This is a genomic window from Reyranella soli, from assembly GCF_007992495.1.
In the GTDB taxonomy this organism is placed as follows: domain Bacteria; phylum Pseudomonadota; class Alphaproteobacteria; order Reyranellales; family Reyranellaceae; genus Reyranella; species Reyranella soli.
In genome coordinates this window covers 13,599-39,644 of sequence record NZ_BKAJ01000018.1, presented here as the reverse complement: position 1 = coordinate 39,644, position 26,046 = coordinate 13,599, and the positions used below count along the sequence as shown (strand labels likewise).

Here is a 26,046-nt window from a genome sequence, read left to right as displayed (position 1 = left end):
GACGGTGGGCCATATGCTTATCGTGCGAAGAAGGCTTCGGTGATGAAGTAGTTGAAGGTCAGGATCAGCGCCGAGGCCGAGACCACGGCGTTGGTTGTCGCCGTGCCGACGCCCTGGGCGCCGCCCTTGGACGTGTAGCCGTGGTAGCAGCCCATCAGGGTGATCAGGAAGCCGAACACCGCGGCCTTCACCAGGCCGGAGAAGACGTCCTGGAACTGCAGGAAGTCGAGCGTGTTGCGGAGATAGGCCTGGTCGTTGAAGTCGAGCTTGTAGACACCGACCAGATAGCCGCCCAGCACGCCGATGATGTCGGCGATCAGCACCAGGATCGGCATGGTCACGACACCGGCGATCAGGCGCGGCACGACCAGGTACTTATAGGGATTGGTCGAGAGCGTGGTCAGTGCGTCGATCTGCTCTGTGACGCGCATGGTGCCGATCTCGGCCGCCATCGCGGCACCGACGCGGCCCGCCACCATCAGCGCCGCCAGCACCGGGCCGAGCTCGCGCGTCAGCGACACCACGACGACGTTGGGGATGGCCGATTCGGCAGAGAAGCGGGCGAAGCCGGTGTAGCTCTGCAACGCCAGCACCATGCCGGTGAAGATGGCGGTGAGGCCCACGATCGGCAGGGAGTAGTAGCCGATCTCCAGCATCTGGCGGAGGATCTGCTGGCGATACCACGGCGGCTGCAGCGCGCAGCGGACCGACTGCAGGGCAAAGGACGTGACCGAGCCGATCGCCTCCAGGAAGGCGAGCGTCATGCGGCCGAGCAGGGTGACCAGCGGAATGCTCACGACGCGGTCTCCGGCTCTGTCTCGCTTTCACCCTCGCCCTCAGGCGGCGTGTCGATATAGACGCGGGCGTAGCGCCGGCCGAGGGCGGTCATGACTTCGTAGGCATTGGTGCGCGCATGGTCGGCGAGGTCGTCGGCCGTCATGTGCGGGCCCAACACCTCGACCACGGCGCCGGTCTCGCTCAGGGCTTCTGGCACTTCGGTCACGTCGATCGTCACTAGATCCATGGAAATGCGGCCGATCACGGGCACGCGGTGTCCGGCGAGATGGACGTGGGTGCGGTTGATGAGGATACGGAAGTAGCCGTCGGCATAGCCCAGCGCGATCGTGGCCACGCGGGAGGGCCGGGCTGACCGCCAGGCGCCACCGTATCCAACGGTCTGAAAAGCGTCAATTCGCCGGGTCTGCAGGATGCGCGCCTCGAGCGTCACCACCGGCAGCATGGGATTGTCGCGCCCGGGCAGCGGATTGATGCCGTAGAGCGCGGCGCCCGGCCGCAGCAGGTCGAAATGGTAGTCGGGCCCGAGGAAGATGCCCGAGGAGTTGGCGAGCGAGGTCGGCGAGCCAGGCATGGCGCGCACGAAATTGCGGAAGCGCGAGAGCTGCTCGCCGTTGATGGCGTTGTTGGGCTCCTCGGAGGCCACGAGATGGCTCATCAGCAGGGCCAGGCGCAGGCCGCGCAGGCGGCCACGCTCGTTGATCAGCACCTGCGCCTCCTCGGGGCCGAAGCCCAGGCGGTGCATGCCGGTGTCGATGTGGATGATGGCGTCGAGCGGCCGGTTGAAGCGCTGGGCCGCGGCGCGCCAGCTGTTGAGCTGGCCGAGATGGTTCAGCACGGGCGTGAGGTCGTGCTCGACGAAGTCGGCCTCGGTGTTGGCCAAAAGGCCGTTCAGCACGTAGATCGGGTGCTCGGGCATCGCCTTGCGCAGCGCGATGCCTTCTTCGAGATGGGCGACGAAGAACTGCCGGCAACCCTCGGCGGCAAGCCGCGGGCCGACGACCGTGGCGCCGCAGCCGTAGGCATCGGCCTTGAGCACGGCGGCGCAGTCGACCGGCCGTCCGGCGGCGCGCCCCGCGTCGCGCAGCCCGCGCCAGTTGGCGGCGATGGCGCCGACATCGACCGTCAGGATCGCGCCGGCCCGGCGCGTGGCGTCGTCGGACGACATTGAGTTCATGCTCTTCCGGACCGCGAGCTTCCAGCTCGCTCATGAATCATGAGCGCGCAAGATGCGCGCGGTCCGGAAGACCATGAGCGCTCCCAGCAATGGCTCATTCGAACACCGGGATCGGCCCGTCGGCGTCTGCGGCCAGGTTGCCGAACTTGGTGAACTGGCCTTCGAACGACAGGCGCACGATGCCGGTGGGACCATGGCGCTGCTTGGCCACGATCACCTCGGCCTTGCCGTAGGTCTGCTCGCAGCGCTGGCGCCAGCCTTCGTGGCGCTCGTTGAACTTCTGGTCGCTTTCCTCGGCGCGGCGTGCCGGTTCGGCGCGCGTGAGATAGTACTCTTCGCGATAGACGAACATGACGACGTCGGCGTCCTGCTCGATCGAGCCCGATTCGCGCAGGTCGGCGAGCTGCGGCCGCTTGTCCTCACGCTGCTCGACGGCGCGGCTGAGCTGCGACAGGGCCAGCACCGGCACGTCGAGCTCCTTGGCCAGGGTCTTCAGGCCGCGGGTGATCTCCGACACCTCCTGCACGCGATTGTCCTGGCGGTTCTTGCCCGAGGGCGACAGCAGCTGGAGATAGTCGACGACCAGGAGGCCGAGCCCGTGCGTGCGCTTCAAGCGGCGGGCGCGGGTACGCAGTGCCGCGATCGACAATGCCGGCGTATCGTCGATGAAGAAGTTCAGGTGCTCCAGCTCATGACTGACCGCCAGGACCCTGTCGAAGTCGCTGGTTATGAGCTCGCCCTTGCGGATCTTCTCCGACGGCACCTCGGCCTGCTCGGCGAGCATGCGGGTGGCGAGCTGCTCGGACGACATTTCCAGCGAGAAGAAGCCCACGACCGCGCCGTCGACCGCCTTGGGGCGGCCGTCGACGATCTCCTCGCGATAGGCGCGTGCCGCATTGAAGGCCATGTTGGTGGCGAGCGCCGTCTTTCCCATCGAGGGGCGGCCGGCCAGGATGATCAGGTCCGACCTGTGGAGGCCACCCAGCAACTGGTCGAGCTGGAAAAGGCCGGAGGCGACGCCGGTGAGCTGGCCGACGCGGCGGTAGGCCGCCTCGGCCGCGACCGTCGCTTCGGTGAGGGCGACACGGAACGCCTTGAAGCCGCCCTCGGTCTGGCCGGTGCTGGCGAGGTCGTAGAGCTTCTTCTCGGCGACCTCGATCTGGTTCAGCGCTGTTTCCTCGACATCGCCCGTGCCGAAGGCGCCGTTGACCACGGTTTCGCCGATGTCGATGAGCTGGCGGCGCAGGTAGAGGTCGTGCACGGCATGGCCGAAGCCGGCGGCGTCGATGACATGGACTGAGGCCGCCGCCAGCCGCGCCAGGTAGGTGGCACCACCGGCCGCCTTCATGTCCTCGTCCTGCTCGACGTAGGTCTTCAGCGTGACCGCGCTCACGACCTGGCCGCGCTCGATCAGCTTCGAGAGCGAATCGTAGAGCTTGCCGTGCAGGGGGTCGGCGAAATGTTCCGGCCGCAGGAACTCGGCGACGCGCTGGTAGGCGGCGTTGTTGATCAGGATAGCGCCCAGCAGCGCCTGCTCCGCCTCGAAATTGTGCGGCGGCTCGCGCAGACGGATGTCTTCGGCGCCGGGCAGGCGCGTGACGTTCGATGAATCTTTCAGTGGCTCCATGGCAGAGCTTCTTAAGGAGACGAGGGGGCCGTCTACCACCGCTAATCGATGGTGTGGACAGGAATACCTGAAAGCTGGGGACAAGTCTCGCGCCGCCCAAGGATCGCTCTGCCGACCCGGTTCCTTCGCGCGGTCTGCGGCTTCGACAGATCCAGGCAACCGGCTGTCCGGCCCTGTGCCGTCGCGTCGCGGATATGGCCAACGCAAGATGACGGCGGGACCGGTGGACATGCCGCCAGAATGAATGTGTGATCATCTCCTGTCAATAACCAAGGTGATAATTTAATCACCAGAGTATTATAGGCGGCGACATATTGTTTGCTTTTTGCGCTCCACATGGGCTCGCGTAGCGCAATATCGATGGCGGTGTATTGCTGGTCACGCGCAGTAGCGAGGGACCTTTCCTGCGGCCTTAAAAGCCCCTCGCTGCGCTCGGGGTGACAGACTCACTCTTCAGCGATAGTCGGTACTAGTGCCCGGCCATCGCCCGGCCGATGGCGCCGACATCGGCTCGGTTGGCGTCAGCCTGAAGGGCGAGCTTGCCGTCGAACATGACGACGATGCGGTCGGAGAGCTGCAGGATCTCGTCGAGATCCTCGCTGACCAGCAGGATCGCGGCACCTCGGTTGCGCGCCTGCACGATGCGGGTGCGGATCTCGGCTGCGGCGGCGAAGTCGAGGCCGAAGCAGGGATTGGCCACGATCAGGAGGTCGCCATCGCTCGACAGCTCGCGCGCCAGCACGGCGCGCTGCACGTTGCCGCCCGACAGGGCCCTGATGGGCGCGTTGGGGCCGGGCGTCTTCACGCGATAGGCCTCGATCAGCCGCAGGGCCGTGTCGCGCATCGGGGCGCGCTTCAGGCGCACGCCGTCAGGCGAGGCGGGCGGCTGGTCGAAGGCGCGCAGCGCCATGTTCTCGGCCACCGACATGTCGGCGACGCAGGCGTTGCGCAGCGGCTCCTCGGGCAGGCAGGCGATCTTGTGGCGCACCATCTCGGCTCGCGTCGCCGCATAGGGCTCGCCGTGGACCAGCATGCGGCCAGCCTCGGCATGGCGTTGGCCCGCCAGTGTCTCGACCAGCTCGCGCTGGCCGTTGCCGGAGACGCCGGCCACGCCGACGATCTCGCCGGCGCGGATTTCCAGGCTGAGTTCCTCGACCGCGAGCTGGCCGACATGGTCGGCGACGCTCAGCCCCTCGATCGAGAGCACGGCAGCGCCAGGCGCGCGCGTCTCGCGCTCGACGACGACACGATTCTCGCGGCGGCCGACCATCATCTCGGCCATGGTGTCGTTGTCGAGATCGCGCGTCGGCCGGGTGTCGACCAGCTGGCCGCGTCGCAGCACCGTCACCGTGTCGCAAAAGGCGTTCACTTCACGGAACTTGTGGGTGATGGTGACGATGGTGAGCTGGCGCGCCTGGGTGAGCGCCTTGAGGGTCGACAGCACCTCGTCGGCCTCGTCGGGCGTCAGCACCGAGGTCGGCTCGTCGAGGATCAGAAGGTTCCGCTTGAGATAGAGCTGGCGCAGGATCTCGGCCTTCTGCTTCTGGCCTGCGGCGAGGTCGGCGACGGGCGTGTCGAGCGGCACGGCGAAGGGCGTGGTCGCGAAGTAGTCCCTGAGCCGCCGCCGCTCTCCCGCCCAGTCGATCACCGCCGGCAGATGGTCGCGCGACAGCACGAAGTTCTCGAGCACGGTCATGTTCGGCACCAACGTGAAGTGCTGGTAGACCATGCCGAGGCCGAGCTCATGGGCCTGCCGGGGATGCGTGATCGCGACCTCGCGGCCGTTCAGCAGGATCTGGCCCTCGTCGGCGGCGTAGTAGCCCATGGCGCACTTGACCAGCGTGCTCTTGCCCGCGCCGTTCTCGCCCAGCAGTGCATGGAAGGCGCCGGCATTCACCTTCACCGACACGTCGTCGAGTGCGGCCAGCGCGCCGAAGCGCTTGGAGAAGCCGACCAGCTCGAGCGACGGCGCGCCGTCGTGCCGGGGAAGGGGGGCGGCGCCGATGACGGTCATGCGATCGCCTCGATGACGTTGGCCGAGCTGGCCACGGCGCCGAACACGCCGCCCTGCATCTCGACCATCTTCAGCGCCGCGAGGTGATTGCCCTTGTCGGTGGCGCCGGTGCAGTCGTCCAGGATCAGGCACTCGAAGCCGCGGTCATTGGCCTCGCGCATGGTGGTGTGGACGCAGACGTCGGTGGTGATGCCGGTCAGCACCAGGTTGTCGATGCCGCGGGTGCGCAGCATCAATTCGAGGTCGGTGGCGCAGAACGAGCCCTTGCCCGGCTTGTCGATCACCGGCTCGCCCGCGGCCGGCGCCAGCTCGGGAATGATCTCCCAGCCGGGCTCGCCGCGCACCAGGATGCGCCCGCACGGGCCGGGATCGCCGATGCCCGCGCCGATCTGGCGCGAACGCCAGCGCTTGTTGGCGGGCAGGTCGGCAAGATCGGGCCGATGACCCTCGCGGGTGTGGAAGACGTGCCAGCCCGCCTGGCGCACCGCGGCCAGCAGCCGCCTGATCGGCTCGATGGGCGCGCGCGTCAGCGACAGGTCGTAGCCCATCTTGTCGACATAGCCGCCGACGCCGCAGAAGTCGGTCTGCATGTCGATGACGATCAGGGCGCTGTTCTGCGGCCGCAGGTCGCCGTTCCACGGCCAGGGGTAGGGGTGTGACTTCACATGCTTGGCCATGAGGGTCTCCGTCATTTGACCGCGCCCAGCTCGCCGGGAGCGCCGCGCAGGCTGCGCTCGGGCGAGCAGGTGGCGATCATCAGGGCGAGCGTCAGCACGTAAGGCGCCGCGCTGAAGAGATAGTAGCCCTGGGTCACGCCGATCGACTGCAATGCCGGGCTGATCGCGCCGGCCGCGCCGAACAGCAGCGACGCCCACAGGCAGCGCACGGGATCCCAGCGCGCGAAGATCACCAGCGCCACGGCCATCAGGCCCTGGCCGCTCGACAGCCCTTCGTTCCAGCTTCCCGGATAGTAGAGCGACAGGAAGGCGCCGCCGATACCGGCAAAGGCGCCGCCGATCGACGTCGCGATCAGGCGCACCCGGCCAACCGAGACGCCGATGGCGAGCGCGGCATCGACGCTTTCGCCGGCCAGTCGCACGATCATGCCCCAGCGCGTGTTCTGGAGCGCCCAGGCCAGGGCGAAGGCGAGCACGATGCCCAGCACGAACAGATAGTTGACCTGCAGCGCCTGGCGCACCTGCGGGATGTCGCTCCACCAGCCGAGATCGATGGCGCCGAGATTGGGCGCCTTGGGCTGGATGAACGGCTTGCCCAGGAAGAACGCGAGGCCGGTGCCGAACAGCATCAGGCCGATGCCGGTGGCGATGTCGTTGACGCGCGGCAATTGACAGATGCCGGCATGGAGCGCGCCCATCAGCAGGCCGACACCGGCCGCGACCAGCACGCCGAGCCACGGCGAGTCGGTGCCCAGCGCAACGCCGTAGGCGCTCATGGCGCCCATCACCAGGGTGCCCTCCAGGCCGAGATTGATGCGGCCGGAGCGCTCGGTGAGGCATTCGCCGATGCTCACGAAGATGAACGGCGTGCTGACGCGGATGGCCCCGGCCAGCATGGCCAAGGGCACGCCCCAGATGCCCAGTCCGCCGTCGGCCATGCTCAGCCCTCCCGCTTGCGCGGCAGCAGCCGGCCGTAGAGCGTTTCGCTCGCCAGGATGGCGACGAAGATGATGCCCTGCAGGACGACGACGGCGGCGTCGGGCAGGTCGAGGCGGCGCTGCAGAAGGCCGCCGCTGGCGCCGATGCCGCCCAGCAGCACCGCCACCGGGATGATGGCCAGCGGATGATGGCGGGCGAGGAAGGACACCAGGATGCCGGCAAAGCCGTAGCCGACGGCGAGCGAGGCATTGGCGCGGCCGTGCACCGCTGCCACCTCAACCATGCCGGCGAGACCGGCGGCGGCACCGCCGGCGGCGCAGGCCAGCAGCACGTAGCGGCCGACGTCGAGGCCCATCATGCGCGCGGTCTTGGGATTGCCGCCGATCACCTGCATGGCGAAGCCCCAGGTCGTGAAGCGCAGGACGACCCAGGCCAGCAGGCATGCCACGATGCCGAACACCAGGCCCCAATGCACGTCGGTGCCGGGGATGGTGCCGATCATGTTGGCGTCGCCGATCGGCCAGGTCGACGGCTTGTTGAGGCTCGAGGGATCGCGCAACGGCCCCTCGACGAAGTGGTTCATGAGGGCGATGGCGATGTAGGTCAGCAGCAGGCTGGAGATCGTCTCGTTGACGCCGCGCCATTGGCGCAGCGCACCGGCCAGGGCGATCCAGAGGCCGCCCATGACCATCGCGGCCACCGCCATGGCGAGCTGGGCCACCAGCGGGCTCGCGCCGCTGGTGGCGATGCCGGCCGCGGCGCCGGCGACGCCGCCCACGACCAGCGCGCCCTCGTTGCCGATGACGATGAACCCCAGCCGCGCCGGCAATGCCGTGCACAACGCGGTGAGGATCAGCGGCGCGGCACGCGTCAGCGTGTTCTGCCACGAGAACCAGGTGCCGAAGGCGCCCTGGTACATGAGCGCGAACGTCTCGAGCGGGTCGACGCGGGCGTAGACGGCGAGCAGCAGGCCAAAGGCGATCGCCGACGCCAGCAGAGCCAGCGTCGGCACGGCGATGCGTTCAAGCGCCTGCTGCATCTAGTCTTCCTCCCCAGCGAAGCTGGGGAGGTGTCGGCGTCTCACGCCGACGGAGGGGTCATGAGCATGGGTCGGGTCGCTCATGACCCCTCCGCCCGCTGCGCGGGCACCTCCCCACGCGAAGCGTGGGGAGGCAGAACTCTTGTGTTCCATCGCGAACGGCCTACGACGTCGCGCCGACGACGCCTTCGACCAGGTAGTTCATGCTCTCGAGCTTGGGCTCGGTCGCCACATAGGACGTTCCCGCCGGGATGACGGTGTTGCCCTTGTTGTCCTTGAGCGGGCCTTTGAAGATCGCGAGGCTGCCGTTCAGGATCGCGAGCTTGGCCGCATCGGCCTTCTCCTTGCCGGCGGGCGCCGCCGCCGGACCGTAGGCCGAGGTGCGCACATAGCCGTCCTTCAGGCCGCCGCGTACGAAGTTGCCGGGTGCCTGGCCCGCCTTCATGGCGTTGACCATGTCGACGTAGATCCGCTCCCAGTTCCACTCCGCGCCGGTCAGGTAGCCCTTGGGCGCGAGCTTGGCCTGGTTGCAGTGATAGCCCGACGAGAAGATGCCGGCGCGCTCGGCCGTCTCGATGACGACCTTGGGCGAATCGACGTGGCAGGTCACGACGTCGACGCCTTGCGCGATCATGGAGTTGGTCGCCTCGGCCTCCTTGACGGGCAGCGACCAGTCGCCGGTGAAGATGACCTGCGTGGTGACCTTCGGGTTCACGGACTGCGCGCCCAAGGTGAAGGCATTGATGTTGCGCAGGACCTGGGGAATGGGCTTGGCGGCGACGAAGCCCAGCTTGCCGCTCTTGCTGGTGGCGCCGGCGACGATGCCGGAGAGATACTGCGCCTCGTCGATGTAGCCGAAGTAGCTGCCGGTGTTCATCGGGTGCTTGCCCTGAGTCCACAGGCCGCCGCAGTGGCGGAACTGAATCTTGGGATACTTGACGGCCATCTTCAGCATGTGCGGGTCGAAGTAGCCGAACGAGGTCGGGAAGAGCAGGGTGGCACCGTCCATGTTGATCATGCTCTCCATCGACTTCTCGACGGCGACGGTCTCAGGGACCTTCTCTTCCTCGACCACCTTCACGCCCGGCATCTTCTTCAGGACGGCAGCCGCCTCGGCGTGGGCCTGGTTGTAGCCGTAGTCGTCGCGCGGCCCGACATAGATGAAGCCGACGACCAGCGGCTTCTGCGCGTTGGCGGCGCCTGCGAGTCCGAGTGCCGCGGCGCCCGCCGCGCCCGCTGCACCGCCTAAAAGGCCACGGCGGCCGATCGTGAACTTGTCGCTCATTGCTTCCCCCTGCGTTGCCCGGCCGGTGGCGGCCAATGATGAGGGAGCAACCCATGTGCCATTGAAGCGGATAGGGATTATCGCCGCCTAGAGCGTGCATCACCTTAGGGAATCACTAACTAGTACGAAGGAATCGGCGGTTTCAGCTCATTTCGACGCTTATCTGCTTTTGGGCAATTGTATGCAATTTCGACAGATTGCATTCTTTTTGAGCATGGAGAATGCAAGAGAGCGCTTTGGCATCGATATTGTATGCAGAGCCAGTGTCGTTCTCGCGGAAGGATCATGCAGACAGACAATCCCACGCTGACGGAGAAGCTCGCTTCGGCGATCGCCGACGGCATCCTCGACGGGTCGCTGACGCCCGGGCTACGCCTCGACGAGAACAGCCTGGCGCGGCAGTACGGCGTGTCGCGCACGCCGGTGCGCGAGGCGCTGCGCCAGCTCATGCGCAGCGGCCTGATCGACATGCGGCCGCGCAAGGGCGCGGTCGTCTCCAAGGCGACGCCCGGGCAGGTCGAGAGCCTGTTCGTGGCGATGGCTGAGATGGAGGCGACCTGTGCGCGCCTCGCTGCGATGAGCATGACGCCGGTCGAGCGCCGCCGCCTGCAGGCGCGGCACGAAGCCATGACGGCCCTGGCCGCCGCCGGCGATCGTGCGGCCTACTCGGACGCCAACGTCGCCTTCCATTCGGCGATCTATGCCGGCGCGCACAATGAGCCGATCGCCGAGTACACGCTCGGGCTGCGCCGCCGCGTCGGCCCCTTCCGCCGCGCGCAGTTCAACGTCGATGGCCGGCTGGTCCTGTCCAACCGCGAGCACGACACCGTGGTCCGCGCGATCCTGTCGGGCGATGCCGCGGGCGCGCATGCCGCGATGCTGCATCATGTCAGCCTGGTGGAGGACGCCTTCGAAACCTTCGCGGCGACCAGCGCCGCCTAGGTTTTTCTCGCCCGATTGGGCCCTGTAGCCCGGGCCTTGCTTGGCTGGTTTTGGCGTGAATTCGGCAAAAAGAAACACCCAATAAAAGTCAGCGCCCAAAGCGCAATGCAAATTGATTGCCACACGGCCCCTCCACTAGGGTGATCGCGTTCCGGCAGCAGCGTTCCGTTCGCTTGAGGGAGCATCGGGACGAACGTGGTCGGCGGCGGCGCGTAGTCCGCTGGATGGGAAGAAACTGAAAGCAAGATCGGCGGTGGCGATTCGCACGCGCGAATCGCCAAGGGCGAAGCTTTGCCTGAAGCCCAGCCGCCGGCTGAAAGGATGACGATGTCGGCAGCCGCACCAGACCCCCGGGTGGCCCAGAACGACACTTCAACGACGCTTCTCTCTGCCCCGCCATTGCCCGTTGCGACGACGGCCTGAGGAATTGCCATGAGTACCTACGATGACATCGCCGGCTTCGACACCTCGTCGCTGGGACTGGGCGCTGCGGCGCTGCAAGGCGGCCAGGCCGGAATCGACGTGGCGAATGCCGCGTTCGCCAACCTGTCCGGTGCCGCGCGCTACGCCAACGCCGTCGCCCTGATCGAAGCGGCCGCCGGCGACGGCGGTGTCAGCCCGGTGCGGGCGCTGCTGGCCTTCGTCGATCGGTTGAACCAGCTCGACGGCGACAGCAGCCACTTCACGGCAATCGGCACGGAGATCGCGGGCCTCGTCGCCTCGGGAAGCCTCGATGCGGCGGCGGCCATGGCGGACTTCCTGCCCGCCATCAACGCCTACCAGATCGGCCGCAGCGAGGCGGCGAGCATCTTCATCGCGGTAGCCAACGCCGGCGCGTTGGACGTCCAGCTCGTGGCCGGCTGCTACTACGGCCAGATCATCACGCGCGGCAGCTTCGAAGGCGGCGAAGGTGGTGGCACCGAAGGCGGCGAGGGCGGCGGAGGTGGGTGGCCCGGCGGCACGCTCAGCATGACGGCCGCCATTCAGGCCATCCACAATGCCGTCGTCGGCGGCAGCCTGGGCGAGACCCAGGCCTACGCCATGCTGGCCGGCCTGATGGTCAGTCCGTTCCCGGCCGCCGGCTTCCAGGCCATGAACGAGTTGAAGGCCTTGATCGGGAGCGATACCGACGCGCGCGACGACGTGATCGACATCTTCATCGCCTCGGTCGCGATCCTTCCTTTCAACGTCGGTTCGTCGGCTGCCGGGAACATCATGAGCCTGGTGACGCCGTTCGTCACGCCGGACCTCTCCTTGTCCGAGCTGGCGACCCACGTTCACACCGCGGTGACCGCGGGGACCCTCACCGCCGAGCAGGCCATCGCGATGATGGTCAGGTTCGCGCCCTCGTACAACAACGCCATCGCCGCCGCCAACGACGTCGCGACGGAGGTCCTTTCCCTCGTCGACGACGGCTTCATCTCCCAAGAAGCGGTGCTGGATGCGTTGACCGGGGGCAGCGCCTCGACGGCGGCACGCTTCCTCGTGGCCGTCGCCTCCGTGGATCCCGACGCGGCGCCGGCGGCCGGCCTCCACCTAGCGACCCTGATCGACACCACGACTCCGACGTTCATGGTGCCGAACAACATGATGACGGCACAGCAGGCGCTGAGCTACATCAACGCCGGCGTGTTGCTCGGCGGCCTGTCGGGGGCCAGCGCCGTCGCCCTACTGACGGCGATGGCCTTCGTCCCGGGCGGTGTTACCTCCGACCGCAACGCCATGAACGCCGCCGCCGACGGCGTGCGCGGGCTGCTCGCGGGGACCATCGGCGGCAGCGATGCAGCCGCCGCCGTCGTCGGCGCCCTGGCACCGCTCGGCTTCACGGCAGAGCAGGGCGTGACTTTCCTCATCGCGCTCGGCGCCAGTGGCTTCCAGCAGATCCTCGGCAGCAGCGTCGTCTGGGTGAACAATGCCGACCTTGCCGCTGCCGCGTCCGCAGCCATCGCCGGCCTGATCCACGATCACGGCCTGTCGGCCGCCGACATCGGTGCCGCGCTCAGTGCGGTCTTTCCGCTGGGCGTGGACAGCGCCGAGTTCGCGGTCTCCACCCTGATCAAGGCCGCTCCCACGCTGGTCGCCCTGGAGCCGGCCGCCTACACGCTCATCGGCGCCGCGCTGGCGCAGGCCGACGCCGTTTCCGCCGGGCTCGCCATGGGGCAGGTGAACGATCGCGTGCGCGGCCACGATATCGACGCCCAAGCGGGCATCGCCATCGTTGCCGGTTTCGCCGCCGCCGGAACCGTCGAGGACCAGGTGGCCGCGGGCCGCGAGCTCAACGCCATCGTGTACTGGACCGGCCTTGTCGCGGCCGATGGCATCGCGGCGATCGACGCCGCCGTCGTGGCCGGCACGCTGACGCGAGGCAAAGCGATCGTCCTGCTTGCCGGCGCTGCGACCGACTCGTCGCCGCAAGGCCTTGCCGACCTCCTGGCGCAGATCGCGATCTACGTGGATGCCGACGCGGTCTCGGGCGTTGCCGCCCTCAGCGCGGCCGTGACGGCCGGCGCGCTGGTCGGTTCACAGGGACTGTTCGTCCTGGCGCAACTCGCTGCCCTCGGTTCGGCCGATACCGCGAGCGCCGCCACGGCCGCGCTGTTGTCCTGGGTGGATGACGGCGCCATCACGGCCAGCGATGCCGCGACGCAGCTTTTGACCCTGGCCGACGGCGCGATGGCGCTGCGGGCCGTCGCGGGCACCAACATCGCGGCAATGGTCACGCATGGCGCGCTCGATGCGGCGACGGCCACCGCGCTCGTCGACGCGGCAGTGCCGGCGACACTGGACGCCAACATCGCCATCGTCGTGCTGTCCTACATGTCTGCAGCCGGCGACACGGCACTGCATTCGGCGGTGCTGGACGAGATCAATGCGCTGATCACGGGCGGCGACATCACGCTCACGAACGCCATCGCCACGCTCCAGGCCCTGCTGCCTGGCGCCTCCAGCGCGCTTCAGGCGGTGGTCGACGAAGCTCTCGCGATCCTGCTGACCGATCCTGCCACGCTCGCCCAGACCGCCGGCCTCGGCTCGCCCGCCCAGGTGCAGGCGGCGGTCAACGCCATCGTCCTGCTGTTCAGCACCGACCCCACGGCCGCGCACGGTGTCCTCGACGCGCTCTCGGGCCGCATCCAGGGCGGCGACCTCAGCAGCGACCAGGCCGCGACCCTGCTGGCGAAGATCTACGCCCGCGGCGGCGATGCGGCGGATGCCGCTTTCGATACCATCGTCGATCTCACCACCGGCCTGGATATCTCCGTATCGACGATGGCGAACGCCATTGCCGTGCAGGTCGCGGCCGGGGCGCTCGATGCTGCGACGGCCTTCGTGGTCTTCGGTGAGCTGTCGGCGTACGGTTCGATCAACGCGGCGGTCGCGGGGCTGATCTCCGGCGGCGGCATCACCGTCGCCGCGCTCGACGCCGCCGTCGATGCTGGCCACTACAGCGCGTCGAACGCCATCGCCGTGCTCGGATCGGTCGTGCCCGGTGCCGCGCCCGGCCTGCGTGCGGAAGCGTTGGCCGAAGTCCAGGCCCTCGTGAGCGAAACCCCGCCACTGGCGAGCCAGGCTCTGCCGATCTTCATGGCGCTCGCCGTCAGCAGCGACCACGCGCTGCGGCTCGTGGGCCGGGAAGGCATCGAAGCGCTGGCCGCGGCCGCGCCCGGCGTGGGCAGCGCCGCGTTCCTGCAATTGCTGTCCTACATGCCGGTTCCCGACACGGCCTTCCTGGCCGACACGCAGGCGGCGCTCAACGGGCTTCTGGCCGGCGGCTACCTGACCGCGGCCGAGGCGGTACAGCACATCGACGACCAGCTCTCGCCCAGCAACGCCAGCCCACTGATCAATGCCTTCCAGGCGGTGAACATCTTGGTGGCGCTGTCCGCGGTCGATGGCGCTCGCACCGCGATCTACGACTACATACGCCAGGAAGTCGCTGCCAACTCGGCGGCCCAGGCCGCCGGGCCGAGCCACCCCATGTGGCCATTCACCGCCCAACCGGTCATCGCCGCTCTCGCCAGGGGCACTGTCGCGGACCTCGGCCATGTCGAGCAGACGGCGCTCGTGATCGTCAACATCAGCGCCACCCTCACCACCAACCAGGTCGTTACGAGCCTCGGGCAGGGGAGCACCGCCCTCATCGTCTTGGTTGCCGGTTTCATCAATCGCGGGATGGCGGAGTTCGGGTCGTACCTTGCGGCGCGCGTCGCCAGCCTGCCGCTGTCCGAGCAGATCGACAGCCTCCACGTCATCAGCTCGCTGGTCGGCAATACGGTCGACGACCTGCAGCTGTCGGACGCGACCGAGCTGCTGCTCGCCATCTACGCCAGCGGCGCCAAGGCGGCGGCGTTGGCTGAGTTGGCGGACCTCGGCGCCGGCGTCTGCTTCTTCATCGCGGCCGCCATGACCTCGGGATCCACCACGCTCGCCAACGGCGTGGAGGTGATGGCGGCGCTGGCGACCAACGGCGTGCCGGCATTCGAGAGCGCCGTGGCGGGCTTCCTCGGCGACATGCTGGTCGGGAGCCAGTTCACGCCTGCTGCGGTGATGTCGGCGCTCGAGGCGGCCGTCGCCGACGACGCCCTCACGGCCCAGGAGATGGTGGCGCTGCTGCAGGACGTGCTCGTCGCACGCCTGGATCCCGCCGATCTTCCCGCCACCGCGGCACTGCAGAGCACGATCCTCACCGAGATCGACGCCCTCATCGCCGCCCATCACATCACCTTCGCCGAGGCCGTGACGGCGATGGCGTCATCCGCCTCCGGCCAGTCCGGCGCGATGCTTCTTGCCATTGGCGGCGAGATCGCCGCCTTCGTCGGCAGCCACGCGGGATCCGAGGCGGCCGCCGTCGCCGGCATCCTGGCGGCGTCGACCGGTGTCATCACCGGCGCGGAGGCGCTGGGCCTGCTGGTCGGCGAGGCCATTTGGGGAGGGGCGGACCTGCAGGTGGCGGCGGGCGGCGGCATTGCCGGGCTCGTCGCTGCCGGCAGCGTCACGTCGAATGGCGCCGCGATCGGCATCTACAACGCCTTCCTCAACAGCGGCCTCGCTCTCAGCCATCTGGTTGCGGTCACGGCGGGCCTGTGGGCCAACGGTGGCATCGGCGTCGGCGCCGAGGTGCTCTACCAGGTCGGCTCGCATGGCCTTGCGACCTATGCCGACCTCGCCGGCCAGCTTGCCACGGCCGTCGATGCCGGCACGCTTTCGGCCAGCGAGATGATCGATGGCGCCGTGGCTGTCGTCCTGCGCGCGAACAGCACTGCCGCCGGCGCGGACTTCGTTGCCGCGCTTATCACGCACGGTGTGATGGCGGCCGACGATGCGGTCGCCGAGCTCGGGGCATCGATCGCGCCGACCGGCCTCAGCGCCATCGACGTCGTCTCCATCATCGCCCATGTGACCGCCGACCTTCCGGCCTCCGCACACTTGCTCGGCGTCGGACTTGCGGAGCTTGCCGTCGCCGGGCAGCTGTCCTTCTCCGACGTCGGCACCGCCCTGTCGGATGCGCTCGCGAGCCTGGCCGTGCTGAGCTTCGCGCAAGCATCGACGCTGCTGATCGGCGCCGGCACGGTGGCGGAGGTTGCAGCACAAGCGGGAGCGGCGCTGATCGCCCTCATCGGCGGCGATGCCCAGCGCCTGGCCGACGCGCTCGACAGCATCGGCGACGCCATCGGCGACGGGACGCTCACCCCTGTCGGCGGCGTTGCGTTGATGGTCGGTATCGCCGAAGCGGGTGGGCAGAGCCAGAAACTGGCGGTGGCCGAAGCGCTGGATGCGCTGGTCCAGGCCGGCGTCGCCGCGTTCGGCAACGTGGCAGGCAGCCTGACGTCGGAGGTTACGGCTGAGCGCATGGCCGGCGCCGACGCCGTGTTCGTCTTGCTGCATCTGGTCCACGACACGACGTCGGCCGGCCAGTTCGTCTCGTTCATCAATTATCTGCTGGGTCAGGAGGCGCTTTCGGCCGGCGATGCGACCAGTGCTGTGCTGGCGGCGGTGCGCGATACCGTCTCCGTCGCGCCCGGCGCCGCGGTCGACCTGCTGATCAACCTGGCAGAGAACCATGTGCAGGCGCCGGTCGATGCCGTCGACAGGGCCGTCATCGTCCAGGCTGGCGCCGCGCTGGCGAGCCTGGTGACCGGTGGCGAGGTCACTGCCGCCTCGGTGCTGGACCAGCTCGCTTGGCCGCCCTTCGCCGTCGTGCCTTTGCTCGCCGCCATCGAAGCGGCCGCCGGCTCGCAGTCGTCGTTGGGGCAGGGCGCTCATGCGGCGCTGCTCACCCATGTGACGGGCGGCTTCATCTATGACGTCGTCCAGTATGTCGGCCAGCTGATCGGGCCGCAGGGGCTCACCGCGGCGCAAAGCCTGTCGATCCTCGTGGACATCGCGGTCCACGGCGGCGTCGAGGGGCAGATCGCGGTCGGGCAGGTGCTCGGGCGACTCCTCGCCGAGCATGCCGCTACGACGGCCGAGCTGCATGCGGCGCTGTACGTCGAGGACCTCTCCAACGAGGCGGCGGCGATGACGCTCGCCGCGATGATCGATCCTCTCGCCGCCACCATTCCCGTGGCGGTGCTGCAGCTGATCGTCGCCAACGTTCGGCTGCCGCAGGGCGCGGACAGCTGGCAGCCTTACGTCCAGCCGCTGATTGCGGCGCTATCGAGCGCGACGCTCGGCGAGGGGCCGATCTATCAGGCCAATGGCCTCAGCCTGGCGCAGGCGGTGCTGGCCATCTCGGCCTACGCCCGCGTCGGCGACACGGACGTCATGCATGACGCCGCCGTGGCGATTGCTGCGCTCGCCCAGGCAAGCCACGCGACGGACAGCGTGTTCGCCCTGCTCAGCCGCGCGCTGGTAAGCGACCCCCAATACGCCAATCTCGCCGGCAGGCAGATCGCCGAGGTCGGCGTCGCGCTCGGCTTTACCGCGGAGCAGACGGCGGAGGCCGTGGCGAACAGCGTCGACCACGGACTCACCGCTGCCGACGCCATCAACGTGCTGGCACGGCTCACCAGCTTCGACTCCAGCTCTTTCGGCCTCGTCTCGGGTGCGGCGATCGCCGACCTGACGGACGGGCACATCACGTCCTCGCAGGCGATGGACGTGCTGCTCGGCCTCAGCGGCGTCTCGGCCGACAACATGATGCTGCTCCTCGCGGGCTTTGCGGGCGCCGGCACGGCCGCCGACCAGCTCGCTGCAGGCCACGCCATCGCCCACCTCCCGGCTTTCGATGCCCAGCTGCTGATGCAGATCCCCGACAATGCGGTCAGCATGGTGGCGCTGGGGATCGCCTCCAGCGGCGCGCCCAACGCCGAGATACTCCTCATCGCCCTGTCGCTGCAGTCGGGCCAGGACCTGACCCCGGCGATGATGGCGGCTCTCGCCGCCGCCGCGGACGCGGGCACGCTGCCGGCCGCCGACGGCGTGCGCGCGCTGGCCTACCTCGGCGTCAACGTCGCCAACCTGCAGGGTGACGAAGCCTTGGCCCTGCGCACGGCTCTGCACGAAGAGCTCGTGGACCTCGTGCGCGATCATCTCAGTGGGGACGTGGCCGCGGGCATTCTCCTCACGTCGCTACCGGTAACGAGCTTCTTCGTGGACAAGATGCGGGCGGAAGCCGGCGGCATGCTGGCGGCGCTGGTCGATGCAGGGCTTGCAAGCGCGGCCGACATCACCGCCGCCCTGTCCGCCAGCCTGGCCGCCGGCACGAACACGCCGGCGGCGATCGCGGCCTTCATTGCCGGCGCGGCGCTCAACCGCGAGTACACGAATCCGTTTCCGACCTCGCATGACCTCGCGAAGGTGCTGGGCGACTTCCTGGGCGAGCTGATCGAGACGGGAAGCATCGGCATCAGCGACGCGATGGCGGGCGTTGCGGCCTCCCAAACGTGGTTTCGCATGGGCGATTTCGCGGGCGAGACCACGATGTTGGTGGCCGTGGCCGCGCACGATGCGGCAGGGCTGCAGGCGGCGGTCGGGCATGCCCTGGTCGCGGTCTACCAATCGGATTCGCTTTCCTTCATGTCGGTGTTCGATGCCCTGGTGGCCGTGGCGGACGGCCTGGCGGCTGGCAAGGCCAAGGACGTGCTCTTCGGCATGGCGGACGGCTTCCAAGGCCAGCCGTCCGGTCTTGGCGGGCTGTGGGCCGTGACGTCGGAGTTTGCGGCCTTGAACGCCCGCGGCGCCCTCACGGCGCAGGAAGTGGCGGATGGCGTGACGGCCGAGATTGCCGCGGGCAATTTCCCCACGGCATATGGCCTCAAATTCCTGGCCTACTGGGCGGCGGCCGACGTTTCCCTGGCCGGCGTTGCGGCCGACGAGATCGGCGAGCTGATGGGCACCGGCGTCACGGCAGTGCAGGTGATCGACGCGCTTCTCGACGCGCCGCGGCCGGTCAACGACGACATCTACCCCGATCCACCGGTCGTACTCGCCGTGGCCCGCATCATCGGCGGCCTGGGAGCGCTCGACCTCGTCACCTATGCCCACGCGGCCAATGCCATCGTGGCGGCAGAAGGCCACGGTACGCTCGCTACCGCCAACGCCGCCGCGATCCTGCTCGGTCTCGCCGAAACGGCGACCGATAGCGACATGGCCTTCCTGGCGATCGGGTTCCGCGACCTCATCCAGCGCGGGCTCGACCCCAGCGAAGTGGGATCGATCCTGTCCTGGGCACTTGAGCTCGATCTGGTCACCCATGTGCAGGCGTCGTCTTTCGTCGCCTTCGCCGCGTGGGCCATTTCCGATCGTCCCGATGCCGACCTCTACATGGCATCGTTTGGCAGCGCGGTCTTGGCCGGGACCGACCCGGCTGCCGCGGTGGCTGCGGTCGATCACGTCTACGAACTCGGCCTCCTCGCAGCCGAGGACGTCGTCAGCCTCCTGACCTACATGCACAACACCGCCGGCGCGCACACAAGGTGGGTCATCGGGCAAGAACTCTGGAAGATGTTCGAGGATGGCGGCTACGCGCTGGAGGACATTTTCGGGCAGGTCGTCGCCCACAACTCGATTTCCTGGATGCAAGGCTCGCTCATCGGCGCGATGGCGGCGACAGACGACGCTTCGCGGCAGATCACCGTTGGCCATGCGCTTGGTCAATTCATAACCGATGGCGGCATGTCGTTCGGCGATGCCTATGCGGGGCTCAACCTGACCGGCCTCAGCGGCGAGCAGTACGACATGCTGATCCTGAGCGTCGCTGGCGGCAGTGGGCCGGCGGTTCAGGTCGCCATCGGTGAGCAACGATTCGGCAGTGTGTTGGCCTGGATACCGGCAGGCGGCGTGGACCAAGGCGCCGTCGACCTTTTCGACAACGCCGTTGCGGCGGGTGCGCTGACGGTGCCTCAGCTCGTCGCGGTGCTGGTCGGCGTGGGCATGGCGCAGTACCCGGGTCCATACGCGGTCCAGACCTCGATCGGCGCCCTCGATGCTCTCGTCACGAGTGGCCGCATCACAGCCGAAGCGGCCATGATGGTGGTCGACAGCACGCTGCCGGCGATCGACGTGTCCGAGCTGATGTATTGGCTGGCCGTCGCTTCCAGGACGTCGTCGCTGCACGACGCCGTCGCCGAGGAGATTGTCGGGCTGATTTCGGACGGTGCCCTGAGCGCGGCGCAGGCCTTCGACTACATCAGGGAGATGATTGCGACGCCCCTGGATGTCGCCGACGCTCTGGCCATCTCCGGCAACACCGTCGCCAACCTCTATGTCAGCATCGCCGGCCACGGCGACGTCGCGCTGCAGGACGCGGCCGGCGCGCATCTCGGGGCCCTGCCGGGCGGACCCTATCTGTCGCCGATCGATGCGGCAGTGACCGGCGGCAGCCTCTCCGCCGAGGGCGCGGTGCATGTCATCGCGAGCCTGCTGGGAGCGCTCGCCTCCGATACTTCGGCCACGGCCCGCAACTGGGCCGTCTCCCACCTCGGTGACTATGTGTCTGACGGGCTGGTCGCTGTCGCGACCGTTTCGTCGGTTCTGGTCACTGCGGCCGAGCATGCGACGACGCCCGGGCTGACCTGGCTCGGCGCCGTCATGGGCGGCCTCGATCTAGACGTCGCCGTCATCCACGACGCCATCGCAGGCGGTGACCTCACCGTCGGGCAGGGGATGCGCTTGCTGCTCGGCATCGGCGCCGACGGCGAAGGCATCGACGCGACCTTCCTCGCGGCGCGCGCCGAGATCGCGGCGCTCGTCACGGCGGGCCAGGTGTCGGCGGCCCAGGTAATCGCCGAGGCGGCGACCTCGTCGCTCGACCAGGAGCACCTCGACGCCCTCGCGTTCGCGCTGGTCGGCCACGGCACAGCCGCCGACGATGCCGCCATCGCCGCCTACTTCGGCGCGCAGGCGACGGTGTTCGGCGATCTGGTCGGGCGGCAGGACGATTCGTTCTTCGCCGGCGTGGTCGACGAGGTCGGCCTCGTCTTCGCCAAGGTCCAGGGTGGCCAGATCACGGTCGCGCAGGCCATCGACGCCATCGAGGCGTACGCCGACGAGCATGGTATCTCGTCCTATGCCGGCGTCTATTCGCTGAACTCGCTGTTCAGCCGGTACGGCAACGGCGCCGGGGTGGCGGCGACCAATCTCGCGATGATCGACAAGATCGTGATCGGCGATCTGTCGGCGGAGCTGGCCGTACGGGTCGCCGAAGGCACGACCTCAGCCTACGTGCGCGATCCCGCGGGCGGCACCCACGTCGAGGCCGCCGACGCCACCGCGATCACCCAGCAGCAGGCCATCGACCTCCTGAACTGGGAGGCGACGCGCGCCTTCCTGCCGGAGAACGTCGATCTCGTGCGCTTCATGTTCGCCGACGATCTGTGGGTGGCGCGCCAGGTCCGCATCGATTCCAATCCGTTCACGCCGTTCTCGATGAACGCCGTGATCGACGCGGCGCGCATTGGCAATGCCTACTACAACACCGGCATCCAGGACGTCGGCCGCTCCGCCTACGCCTACGATCTCGCGCTGGTCGCGCTGATGGAGCAGGTGACCGCGGCGGACCGCCCGGCCGACCAGCAGGACTACACGATCGCGCTCAATGCGCTCAGCACGCGGCTGCTCAACGGTGGCGCCGAGGGCGCGCTGGTCGCCCAGTATGCCGTGGGCAACCTTTCCTTCGATCAGGTCCTGTTGGCGCTCGACAAGGAGGTGGCGGCTACCGCGCTGGGCTCGAGCGGCGCCGATCGCGAGATGATGCACGACATCTCGCTCGCCTGGCTGAACCTCAGCGCGCGCAAATACATCGCGCAGAATCCCGGAACTGAAGGCGCCATCGAGGCAGGCCAGCTCCTGCAGCAGCTCGGCGATGCGCAATATTCCGATGATCTCCTGACCGGCTTCGGCGCGCTGCTCGGCCTATCGTCGTCGGGCGCGACCGCCGTGATCTCCTCGCTCGACAGGCAGGAGGCCTACCAGGCGGCGTTCGACACGATCCGCGCCCGCACGCCGGCGACCCTGCCGCTGAATGAGCGCGACCAGGCAGTGCTGGACGTGCTGATCCCCATGGCCAACGGCATGCAGTTCGTGCTCGAGAGGCAACCGCTCGGCCGTGCCTTGCTCACGGTCGGTGATGACCCGACCGACGCTGCCAACTATGCCCGCCTGGGCGCCCAGGTAGGGGTCATCTTCGCCAACAAGCTCGCCGTCGATGCGATGTTTGCCGGCACGCCGTGGGGGGCGGCGATCACGGCCGCCAAGTTCGGCGCCCAGGTCGGCCTGTTCGTCCTCAGCATGGGCGCCGTGCAGGACGCAATCGGCGAGGGGCCGACGCTCTATCTGCGCGGCCAGCTCACCATCGCGGGCGCCACCGCGAGCCTGCTGGGCGACTCACTCTCCGACCTTGGCGCAGCCGGCGCGGAGATTGCGATCTCCTCGGCACCGCATTTCATCGCCTTCTCCGACGCCGTCGCCCACGGCGACGCCCAGGGCATCGCAAGCTCCATCGGCGAGCTGGCGGCCGACTACTACATGCTGCAGACCGGCGTCGATCCGCGCCTCTACGGCGCGGTCGGCGAGCGGTTTGCGGACCTGATCGTCCACCTCTTCACCGGCGACACCGGCGCGCTCGGCGACGACGTGCGGGCGCTGGGTTCGGCGTACCTCGACACCATCCTCAAGAACCCCTACCTCGCCGCTATCGGCAGCCGCATGGTCCAGTACGCCGAGACCATCAACGGGGCGCTGCACGACATCAACGATTCCTACCGCATCCTCGGCGAGAACGTTTACACCGGCCTGCTGCTTGTCGGCACCCGGCTCGACGGTGCGGGCAACGCCATCCGCGATGTGGCTCATAAGGTCGGCGGCTTCTTTACCGACATCCTGCATGGCCTCGGCATCGACGGGTACATTTCCGGCGCCACCGTCTTCGCCGATGCCAACTTCAACGGCGTGCTCGATCCCGGCGAAGTCTCGACCACCACCGACGCCACCGGCCACTACTCCATTACATCGAACGGCGCGCCGCTGATCCTGCAGGGCGGCGTCGATACGGCCACCAACCTCGCTTTCACCGGCACCATGCAGGCGCCCGCGGGTTCCACCGTGGTTACGCCGCTGACGACCCTCATCCAGAAGGTGGCGGCCTCGACCACCGGCGATCCGGTCGCAGCCCAGCAGCTCGTCGCCTCGGCGCTGGGACTCAATTCCAGCCTCGACCTCAACGATCTCGATACCGTCGCCGCCACCCGCACGGGCGTGTCGGGTGCCACGAATGCGTTCGCGGCGGCGTCGAGCATCCTCAATACCGTCTCGCTGCTGCACGCAGCGGGTGCCACCGACGCCTTCGATGCGCTGGCGGCGCGGATCGTCGCCACGAGTGGTCTCGACCTGACGGACAACGCCACCCTCATGGCCATCGCGGCAAGTGCGGGGCTCACCGGCGGTGTGGCCAACGCGGTCACGCAGCTTGCCCTCGCCAGCAACACGCTGACCGAGCAGGCGGCCGCCAGCGCGACCGATCCGATGCGGTTCTTGCGCTACGTGACGGCGGTGAGCATGGCGGCCCAGGGCGACACGGCACACGACCTGGCCGCCGCCGGCTCTGATGCCGGGCAGCTCGCCAATGTCCTCGCCGAGCATACCGGCGCCGGACTCTCCACTCAGGTCAGCGGCAATCGCATGCAGGTCGGCGGCTTCGGCGACACCGGCGCCGGCGGCGGCGAGGTGCCGCTCAAGATCAGTGCCGACGGCCATGGCATCGAGCTGGCACCGAACGGCGGCGTTTCGGTCGCCGGCAACTGGGTCCGACTCGCGGCCCAGGATGTCGGTTCGCACGCAGGCTCCACCGTGATGGTCTATACGGTCGACTCTTCCGGCAACATCATCGATCACAATGACGACCATGGCGGCAGTGCCTTGAGCGGGCTGCCGGCGCTCGGGTCGGTCGGCGGGGTGGAGGACGACCATGGCGGGAGCCTGCTGCTCGGCGCGCAGTCGGTCTACCTGGCCGCCGGGGAGCAGCTGCGCTTCGCCGTGCTGAGCGGCAACCAGGTCGTCGACGTGACACCCAACACCCAGTTCACCGCCCGCGGCGACGGCTCGCTGCAGGTCATGGTCGACGGTCTGCACCTGACCGCCGTGACCAACAACTCGCTGTCGGCCGCGACCACGCTCGCCGATGCGCAACGCGACATGGGCGATGCCTTCGTCTTCCTCAAGCACGGCCAGACTCTGAGTGTCGAGCTGGCCGGCAGCTCGGCCAACGTCAATACGCTGGGCTTCGTCCGCATCGACGTCGATGCGGCGACGGGGGCACGCAGCGTCGCCGGCGTGGCGTTCGGCGACACCGCGGCATTCTCCGCGGCTGTCCGCAGCCACATGGACGGCGGCCTCCATGAGGTCCATGGCGGCGACTTCGCCACCACGGTGAGCTGGACCGTGTCCGGCAACAGCGGCTACTACGCGCCGGTCCTGATCACGCCGTCCGGCCAGACCTTCGTCATCGGCACCGCCAATCCCGGCGGTCACGAGCAGATCCGCGTGTTCGGCGAGAACACGTTCGGCTTCGAGGACCTCGCCTACAACCAGGGATCCGACTACGACTACAACGACATGGTCATGCGGCTGAAGCCGACGTCGGACCACATCATCTGACGGGGCTGCGGCCTGTCATGCTTTTCTGGACCGCGAGCCTCCGGCTCGCTCATGAGCGCGCTGGAAGCGCGCGGTCCGGAAGACCATGACTACTCCGCCGCCATCGATCGCTTGACCGTGACGCCCTTCTCGGCGTCGAGCATGTAGTCGCGCGTCAGCGGCACGGCGTCCTGCTTCTGTGCGAGCTGGAGCTGGAAGACCATCTGGTTCATGTACCGGAAGGAGATCTCGCAACCGGCGAGATAGAACTCCCACATGCGGCAGAAGCGGTCGTCGTAGCCCGCGACCTGCTTGATGCGCTCGCGGTTGGCGAGGAAGCGCTGGCGCCAGTGGCGCAGCGTCTCGGCGTAGTGCAGGCGCAGGATCTCCATGTCGGTGACCCACAGCCCCACCTTCTCGATGGCCGCCATCACCTCGGACAGGGCAGGCGTGTAGCCGCCCGGGAAGATGTACTTGCGCAGCCACGTGTTGGTGCCGCCTGGCGGCTCCATGCGGCCGATCGAATGCAGCAGCATGACGCCGTCGTCGGCCAGAAGCTCCTTCACCTTGGTGAAGAACTCGACGTAGTGGGCCGAGCCGACATGCTCGAACATGCCGACCGAGACGATGCGGTCGTAGCGGCCGGGCTCCTGGCGGTAGTCGAGCAGCTTGAAGCGCACGCGGTCGGCCACGCCGCCCTCGAGCGCGCGACGGCTCGAGACGGCGTGCTGCTCCTTGGAGAGCGTGACGCCTGTCACGTCGACGCCGAACTGCTGGCTGAGGAACAGGCCCATGCCGCCCCAGCCGGAGCCGATGTCGAGCACCTTGAGGCCGGGCTGCAGCAGCATCTTGGCGGCGATGTGCTGCTTCTTGTCGAGCTGGGCCTGCTCCAATGGCTCGTCGCCGGTCTTGAAGTAGGCGCAGGAATACTGCCGATCGCGGTCGAGGAAGAAGTCGTAGAGCTGGTCCTTGAGATCGTAATGATGCGCCACGTTGCGCTCGGCGCGGCCGATCGGATTGTACTGTTGCAGGAAGCGTATCCAGCGCTGCAGGCAGTACGACCACTTCACCATCGGCGTCGCTTCGAGCGCCACGATGTTGCGGCCGACCAGGTCGAGCAGGTCGTAGATGTCGCCGCCTTCGACCGTGACCTTGCCGTCCATATAGGCTTCGCCCAGCGCCAGCCGTGGCCGGAGCGCCAGCCTGATGCCGGTCCACCGGGTGTGAATGCGAATAGTGACGTCCGGGCCGGGCCGCGCACCTTCGAGTCGATGATGCCTGCCGGCTGCATCGATGATGGTGAGCTGGCCTTCGTCCACTACACGGGCAAGAACCCGAGCTAGCAGCATTGCCGTACCTTCGGGGTGTTCGTTGTACTCAGTCGAAATGTTAATGCAGATGGCAATTTCAAGGCAAAGGCCGCACGAGAAATACTGCGCCCGACTGTGAAAATCTTTTGCATCGCGATTGCGTCGCAACTT

At 68.1% G+C, this 26,046-nt stretch carries 11 protein-coding genes; 2 read left to right on the top strand and 9 right to left on the bottom strand.

Features of this window, described 5'->3' with window-relative positions; translation table 11 throughout:
* Positions 1 to 17: 17 nt before the first annotated feature.
* From RSO01_RS04865 to RSO01_RS04830, 8 genes are all read right to left on the bottom strand, one after another.
* Positions 18 to 797: an MlaE family ABC transporter permease gene (locus RSO01_RS04865; protein WP_246158083.1), complete on the bottom strand. Its 780-nt coding sequence runs from the start codon at positions 795 to 797 to the stop codon at positions 18 to 20.
* Positions 794 to 1,963: an alanine racemase gene (gene alr, locus RSO01_RS04860; protein WP_246158082.1), complete on the bottom strand. Its 1,170-nt coding sequence runs from the start codon at positions 1,961 to 1,963 to the stop codon at positions 794 to 796. The genes RSO01_RS04865 and alr overlap by 4 nt, the downstream gene beginning before the upstream one ends.
* 103 nt (positions 1,964 to 2,066) lie before the next feature.
* The gene (locus RSO01_RS04855; protein ID WP_147146772.1) at positions 2,067 to 3,599 is read right to left on the bottom strand and encodes a replicative DNA helicase; all 1,533 of its coding nucleotides are present in this window, start codon (positions 3,597 to 3,599) and stop codon (positions 2,067 to 2,069) included.
* Between the two features lie 469 nt (positions 3,600 to 4,068).
* Positions 4,069 to 5,613: an ABC transporter ATP-binding protein gene (locus RSO01_RS04850; protein ID WP_147146770.1), complete on the bottom strand. Its 1,545-nt coding sequence runs from the start codon at positions 5,611 to 5,613 to the stop codon at positions 4,069 to 4,071.
* Positions 5,610 to 6,290 carry a biuret amidohydrolase gene (gene biuH / locus RSO01_RS04845; RefSeq protein WP_218037246.1) on the bottom strand — a complete coding sequence of 227 codons (681 nt, stop codon included), beginning with the start codon at positions 6,288 to 6,290 and terminating at the stop codon, positions 5,610 to 5,612. The genes RSO01_RS04850 and biuH overlap by 4 nt, the downstream gene beginning before the upstream one ends.
* An 11-nt stretch (positions 6,291 to 6,301) precedes the next feature.
* Positions 6,302 to 7,228: an ABC transporter permease gene (locus tag RSO01_RS04840; protein WP_147146766.1), complete on the bottom strand. Its 927-nt coding sequence runs from the start codon at positions 7,226 to 7,228 to the stop codon at positions 6,302 to 6,304.
* Between the two features lie 2 nt (positions 7,229 to 7,230).
* Entirely contained in the window at positions 7,231 to 8,268 is a 1,038-nt protein-coding gene (locus RSO01_RS04835; protein WP_147146764.1) for an ABC transporter permease, read from the bottom strand.
* A 163-nt stretch (positions 8,269 to 8,431) separates the two neighbouring features.
* A complete protein-coding gene (locus RSO01_RS04830; protein ID WP_147146762.1) occupies positions 8,432 to 9,553 on the bottom strand; it encodes a BMP family ABC transporter substrate-binding protein in 1,122 nt (373 codons plus the stop codon).
* 285 nt (positions 9,554 to 9,838) lie between these two features.
* Here RSO01_RS04830 and RSO01_RS04825 point away from each other — a divergent pair, with 285 nt between their 5' ends.
* On the top strand, positions 9,839 to 10,495 hold the full coding sequence (locus RSO01_RS04825) for a GntR family transcriptional regulator (RefSeq protein WP_218037245.1): 657 nt from the start codon (positions 9,839 to 9,841) through the stop codon (positions 10,493 to 10,495).
* 432 nt (positions 10,496 to 10,927) lie between these two features.
* Positions 10,928 to 24,586, top strand: a complete 13,659-nt coding sequence (locus tag RSO01_RS04820) for a DUF4114 domain-containing protein (RefSeq protein ID WP_147146760.1) — start codon at positions 10,928 to 10,930, stop codon at positions 24,584 to 24,586.
* Positions 24,587 to 24,675: 89 nt separating this feature from the next.
* On the opposite strand, the gene RSO01_RS04815 is transcribed toward RSO01_RS04820, so the two are convergent.
* Positions 24,676 to 25,914 (bottom strand): SAM-dependent methyltransferase, encoded by a 1,239-nt coding sequence (locus RSO01_RS04815; RefSeq protein ID WP_147146758.1) that lies wholly within the window; start codon positions 25,912 to 25,914, stop codon positions 24,676 to 24,678.
* Between the last annotated feature and the right edge of the window lie 132 nt (positions 25,915 to 26,046).

Coding starts and splice junctions, on each gene's coding strand:
- RSO01_RS04850 (WP_147146770.1), bottom strand. CDS start 5,613: ATGACCGTCATCGGCGCCGCCCCCCTTCCCCGGCACGACGGCGCGCCG.
- RSO01_RS04820 (WP_147146760.1), top strand. CDS start 10,928: ATGAGTACCTACGATGACATCGCCGGCTTCGACACCTCGTCGCTGGGA.
- RSO01_RS04840 (WP_147146766.1), bottom strand. CDS start 7,228: ATGGCCGACGGCGGACTGGGCATCTGGGGCGTGCCCTTGGCCATGCTG.
- RSO01_RS04825 (WP_218037245.1), top strand. CDS start 9,839: ATGCAGACAGACAATCCCACGCTGACGGAGAAGCTCGCTTCGGCGATC.
- biuH (WP_218037246.1), bottom strand. CDS start 6,290: ATGGCCAAGCATGTGAAGTCACACCCCTACCCCTGGCCGTGGAACGGC.
- RSO01_RS04815 (WP_147146758.1), bottom strand. CDS start 25,914: ATGCTGCTAGCTCGGGTTCTTGCCCGTGTAGTGGACGAAGGCCAGCTC.
- RSO01_RS04835 (WP_147146764.1), bottom strand. CDS start 8,268: ATGCAGCAGGCGCTTGAACGCATCGCCGTGCCGACGCTGGCTCTGCTG.
- RSO01_RS04830 (WP_147146762.1), bottom strand. CDS start 9,553: ATGAGCGACAAGTTCACGATCGGCCGCCGTGGCCTTTTAGGCGGTGCA.
- alr (WP_246158082.1), bottom strand. CDS start 1,963: ATGTCGTCCGACGACGCCACGCGCCGGGCCGGCGCGATCCTGACGGTC.
- RSO01_RS04855 (WP_147146772.1), bottom strand. CDS start 3,599: ATGGAGCCACTGAAAGATTCATCGAACGTCACGCGCCTGCCCGGCGCC.